The sequence below is a fragment of the Rhizobium sp. 01N424 genome (assembly GCF_056399485.1).
Genome location: NZ_JBFTRK010000033.1, coordinates 1 through 5,053, shown reverse-complemented (window position 1 = coordinate 5,053; position 5,053 = coordinate 1). Strand labels below are relative to the sequence as shown.

Annotated in this window: 3 protein-coding genes and 2 pseudogenes; 2 read left to right on the top strand and 3 right to left on the bottom strand. The window is 58.1% G+C overall.

The window, feature by feature from the left end; genetic code table 11:
* Positions 1 to 90: 90 nt before the first annotated feature.
* The 3 genes from AC1DNK_RS29895 to AC1DNK_RS29885 are packed head-to-tail and all read right to left on the bottom strand — an operon-like array spanning position 91 to position 3,241.
* A complete protein-coding gene (locus tag AC1DNK_RS29895; protein WP_112518763.1) occupies positions 91 to 1,086 on the bottom strand; it encodes a tyrosine-type recombinase/integrase in 996 nt (331 codons plus the stop codon).
* Entirely contained in the window at positions 1,083 to 2,030 is a 948-nt protein-coding gene (locus AC1DNK_RS29890; protein ID WP_477944844.1) for a tyrosine-type recombinase/integrase, read from the bottom strand. Before AC1DNK_RS29890 ends, AC1DNK_RS29895 begins: the two co-directional genes overlap by 4 nt.
* A complete protein-coding gene (locus AC1DNK_RS29885) occupies positions 2,027 to 3,241 on the bottom strand; it encodes a tyrosine-type recombinase/integrase (RefSeq protein ID WP_142843300.1) in 1,215 nt (404 codons plus the stop codon). The genes AC1DNK_RS29890 and AC1DNK_RS29885 overlap by 4 nt, the downstream gene beginning before the upstream one ends.
* Positions 3,242 to 3,444: 203 nt before the next feature.
* On the opposite strand from AC1DNK_RS29885, the pseudogene AC1DNK_RS29880 reads away from it, so the two are divergent.
* Positions 3,445 to 3,747: pseudogene (locus tag AC1DNK_RS29880) on the top strand (zincin-like metallopeptidase domain-containing protein); the annotation flags it as partial.
* A gap of 867 nt (positions 3,748 to 4,614) precedes the next feature.
* A pseudogene (locus AC1DNK_RS29875) lies at positions 4,615 to 4,905 on the top strand (DUF736 domain-containing protein); the annotation flags it as partial.
* Between the last annotated feature and the right edge of the window lie 148 nt (positions 4,906 to 5,053).

Genomic DNA, 5,053 nt, shown 5'->3' with positions numbered 1-5,053 from the left:
GGCGCATAATGCCGACCGCCGGATTATGCCGATAAGGGTGGGAATGCGCCGACGTTTGCAACGAATTCCGGCGCATCCTGTTCGGCATAATCAGAGTGTTTCGAGGAATGCGAGGAGCTTGTCGCTTGGCTTATAACGCGAAGGTTTTGCGTCCGGGGCGACCATTCGAGCCAGCGCTTTTTCCTTCAGCCGCAAGTCCGCGTGAACATAGACCTGGGTTGTCTCCACGGATTCATGGCCAAGCCACAGCGCGATTACCGTCTGATCCACACCGTGATGAAGCAGCTCCATCGCGGTACTATGACGCAGAACATGCGGGCTCACCCGTTTTTCTGCCAATGATGGGCAAAATCGAGCTGCAGTCAGTGCATGCCGGCTGATTAAGCGCTCCAGCGCGTCTCTGCTCATGCGGGTCCCGCGGATCGTTGGGAACACGATGTCCGTTTCATTGCCACGGCATTCATGCAGCCACGCTTGTAAAAGCCTCGCCGTGTCGCGCCGAAGCGGCGTGCTGCGCTCCTTTCGCCCCTTGCCCTGGCACCGGATATGGGCGCCGGTTCCGAGAACAATATCTGATGTGCGCAAGGATATGAGCTCGGATGCTCGTAGACCGGTTTGAAGGGTGAGAACGAGAAGGGTATGGTCTCGCCGGCCGGCCCATGTCGATCTGTCCGGGGCAGCGATAATCGCATCGATTTCGTGTCTTTCGAGGAAGTCGATGCTTCGCTTCACATAACGCTTGTTCGGCATGTCTAAAACCTTTTGGCAATGCCGGAGCAGGTCAGGCTCCAACATCGCGACAAACCGGAAGAAGGAGCGTATGGCGGCAAGCCTGGTATTCCGACTGCGTGCGGAATTGCCTCGGTCAGCCTCTACGTAGTTGAGGAAGTTTCCGACCAATGCCGCATCGATATCCTCGACCGCGAGCTTGGTCGGCGGCCTGCCTAGTTGCCCACTTGCAAACATCAGGAGGAGCCGGAACGTATCCCTGTAGCCTGCGATCGTATTGGGGCTTGCGTTGACCTGCTCGGTCAGCCGCTCGGTAAAGAAACGCTGGACCAGTGTGGGAAGGCGCGAAGGCTTCATGGGCGTACCTCCCGTTCAAGGGAAAGCTCCGCCCTGCGGGATGCCAGTTCCAGGAGTTCCGGAATCGCTTCGATATACCAGTAGGTATGAGACACGCTCTCATGGCCGAGCATTGTCGTGAGCTTGATCATTTCCTGGTCGGGGTCCAGGCCCTGTCGATACCAGTCGATCATCGTCTGGACGGCGAATGTGTGGCGTAAGTCATGGATTCGCGGGCCGACCCCATGCCGCTGGAACCGTTGAAGCTGGCGCAAGCCAACGGCTTGGGAGATCGACGCAAAGTTATAGCGTGCCGCGCAGTCGCTGATCCGTCTACCGTGATCGTCGACGAAGAAGGGAACGGGCCGCCCCTCGCAGAGCCGGTCGCGCTCACGGGCGTAGCTTTGAAGCCGATGGGAGGTGCTTGGGCTGAACGGGACAATCCGTTGCTTACCGGATTTGCCGTTGCGGACGATCACGATCTCTTGCGTGAAGTCGATATCGGCGCGATCAAGCGACAAGGCCTCGCTGATGCGAAGCCCCGTGACCGCAATCAGGCCAAAGAGCGTGGGGTACGTCAGCCGCCGGATGCCATTTACCGAAGGTAGCATAGCAGCCTGATCAAGGAGCTGAGCGATCTCACCCGACGTGTAGATGAAGGGCTTTGGCCTCCGCTTGCGATGCGGGATCAGATTTGCCGGCGGGATCTTATGCCGGCTGTCATTTGCGTGCAGCCAGGCCGCGAACAGCCTGACAATGCCGAACCGGCGGGACCATGTATATTGACCGCCCACGCCGAAGTTCTTCATCCATCGCGCAAAATGATCTCGCTCAAGGAACTCGGAGCCTTCCGATAAGACAAAGTCAATAAATCTACGGAGGATGCGTTCATCTGTCCGAAGAGAGAAGCCAAGGCCGCGGCGGATTTGGAGATAGGTGTTCAGTTGTGCCGATAGCATGCTCATGCGGCGTCCTCCGCTGTCGGCCACGGCCTTGCAATCGTTCGCAGCCCTTCGACATCCAGTCGGGCATATTTGAGCGTCGTCGTTCGAGATCGATGCCGCAGCGTGTCGGCGATTTCATTCAGCGACGCACCCTGTTCCAGTAGGTTCGTCGCCAGACTATGGCGGAGGATATGCGAGCCGACGTATGGTACCGGCGGCTTCATGCCCAATCTTTCATAGGCGCCACGCAGAAGCTGGTTCAGTCGCTGCGAGTCCTTGAATGGCTTGTGAGGTGGCCGGGACGACACGAAGAGGTCGCGGGTCTGACCTTGACGCTCTGACTGGAGGTAGTCTGCGATCGCCGCCCCGACGTCGGGCAGAAGCGGAAGCCTGTCGTGCAACTGTCCTTTGCCGCGGACAATAATCTCCGCAGCCCGCCAATCAATATCGTCGAGTTGGATTGCAATGACTTCGGGGGCCCGCAATCCGTATCGTGCCATCAGCAGAAGCATCGCATAATCGCGCTTTGGCGAGTTTTTCACCTTGCCGACGTCTTGAAGCACGGCTTCGACGTCATCCTGCTTTAAATGTCGAGGCAGTCTCGTGCCGTGCCGGATGGCAACCCGCGGGACCACCTTTGCGAGGTTTGTCTGCGTTTTCCCAGTCTGAAAGAGAAAGCCGAAGAAGGAACGCAGGTGCGTGGAGAGGGTTTTGTCGCGGAAGGCCGATTTGCGATCCAGAACATCGGCAAGAAAGTCCGAGATATCTTTAACGGCGATTTCGCCGGGTTGGTCTCGGGCCTCGCCAAATCGGAACGCGAGGAAGCGCCTCGCCATATAGGAGGCATGTCGGATCGTGCGCTCGCTCATGGCCCGTTGAGTCCGCAAATATTCCTCGAACTCGGCACGGAGCGAGTTGCGGGCAAGTTCGGCTTCGCTGGGTTCTGGAAGTGGCGCAGCAAAGCCCTTCTCACCAAGGAAACGGACAAACGCCTTTAGGCGATAGCAAGCATTTCTCGACTTTGGCTTCACCAGGGCAACGGCGTCATCCGGGGTCAGCGTTTGCCATTCGAGGCCGTTTTCTGCGACTGTCGTGCTGAGGTGTTGGACTGCGTGGCGATATCCGCCGATCGTATTTTGAGAGTATCTTTCGCTGCGAAGACGATCAAAAAACTCCTCAACGAGTGAGGAGGGCAATTTCTGAGCGGCAGTATTTTTGAGTTCGGACTTCATATGGTGCTCCTTTGTTGAAGGCGCCCCCACATGATCTCATCGTCTCCGCATTTTTGATTGCAGATCAGCTTCGCGGTTTAATGATCGCTCTGATTATGCCGCGCAGGATGCGCCGGAATCGTTGCGAACGTCGGCGCATTCCCACCCTTATCGGCATAATCCGGCGGTCGGCATTATGGATTTTATGCCGATATCGGCATAAGGCGCACTGGACCTCAAAGAAAACCCGGCTTGACCGCGATCTCTCCCGCTATGCAAAGGACCGGTCAGCGCGCGCGCGCGAAGAACTCGTTGCGGAACTCGGCAGTGCTTTCCTCTGTGCAGATCTCGGTATTGCGCCGGAACTTCAACCCCGGTCTGATCATGCCAGCTATATCGGCAGCTGGCTGAAGGTATTGCGTGATGACAAACGCGCCATCTTCCAGGCGGCTGCCCAAGCCCAGCGCGCAGCCAACTATCTGCATTACTTGCAGCCGCACATCGAAGGTGAGGGGGAGGCAACGTAAGCCGCTTCTCCATGAGTACCTGAGCGGCTCGCTAGACGAGGCAGATCCGTACCGGATGCCAGGCCGGCAGGTTCTGCCCTCTGCATGCGATTTGATGCCTGGATGCAGCCAGCGAAGTGAGCCTGCTCACAGGCAACCGGGACAAGGTTCGAGGGCTCAAAGGCGCCGGAAATTGCCGGTGAGCATCAGCGGTGCCTCTCTCGACGCAAGCGCTCACGCCATACAATCACATTGCTTGCAGCCGATCGACCAGCCTACCTGATGAAACAAAGCCCGCCAGCCGACATCGTGATCGAAGATGGAGTATCCAGGTAGTGACCACTCAACCGAGTTTCTGTTCGGCCCGAGCCCGATCAGGCTCGCCGGGACCAGAGGGACGACCGAATAGCGAACCTGGACAAAACGCCGTGAAACGAGATCGGTCCCGTCCTCCGGAGCTCTCGCGGCTACAACTGGGATCGGAAACCGGCCGTTGAAACGGCAACCGTATATGAGGTTGACGTTCGTGTGGGATCATCGCGGAGCCGCCCGGACTAGAGGCTTGCGAGACTAACTCAGTCTGCCACCTGTCGGCTTATGATCAGAGTCCGTTGGCCAGGATCGTTCCCGTTGGACGATGTCCGCAGGCCACCCCTTTCGACCTCTCTTCAGGCGGGTCTGACGTCAATCTCTCCTGATCCTGCAACGGCTTCGCCAAACTTCTTCCCCTGCAGCTCCGCTGCATTCCTCGCGAGACAACAAGTCCGGCTTTCGCCGTCCTGCGCTGGCGCTACGGTCCCGTTGGGATGCAGCCGGCGAGATCGTCGTCTCACGGCCGCTATCGAGGTCGCAAGGGGCGGCTTCGGCAACCCAGTCAGGAGAACAACAATGCCTACCATCGGAACCTTCCAGCAAACTGGAAACGACTTCAGCGGCGAGATCGTCACCCTTTCACTCCAGACCAAAAACGTCCGCATCGTATCCGATACCCACTCCGGCGGCGAAAACGCTCCCAGCCACCGTGTCTTCGTCGGCCGCATCGAAATCGGAGCAGCCTGGTCCAAGCAGTCCAACGAGGGCCGCAAATATCTCGGCCTCAAGCTCGACGATCCGAGCTTCACCGCTCCACTCTACGCCAACCTGGTCGAAGACGAGGATGGCAAAGCCTTCAGCCTCATTGCGTATTCCAATGAAACCGGACAGGAATTCCGATCTTTAACCGGACGCTTATTCCAGCGTTATACCGGACGCGGTTCCGAGGCTAAGCCAGACGGCCGCAATGTCTCTGGGTCGTGGTTTATCAATGTCGGCGTATATCGGCTCGGTC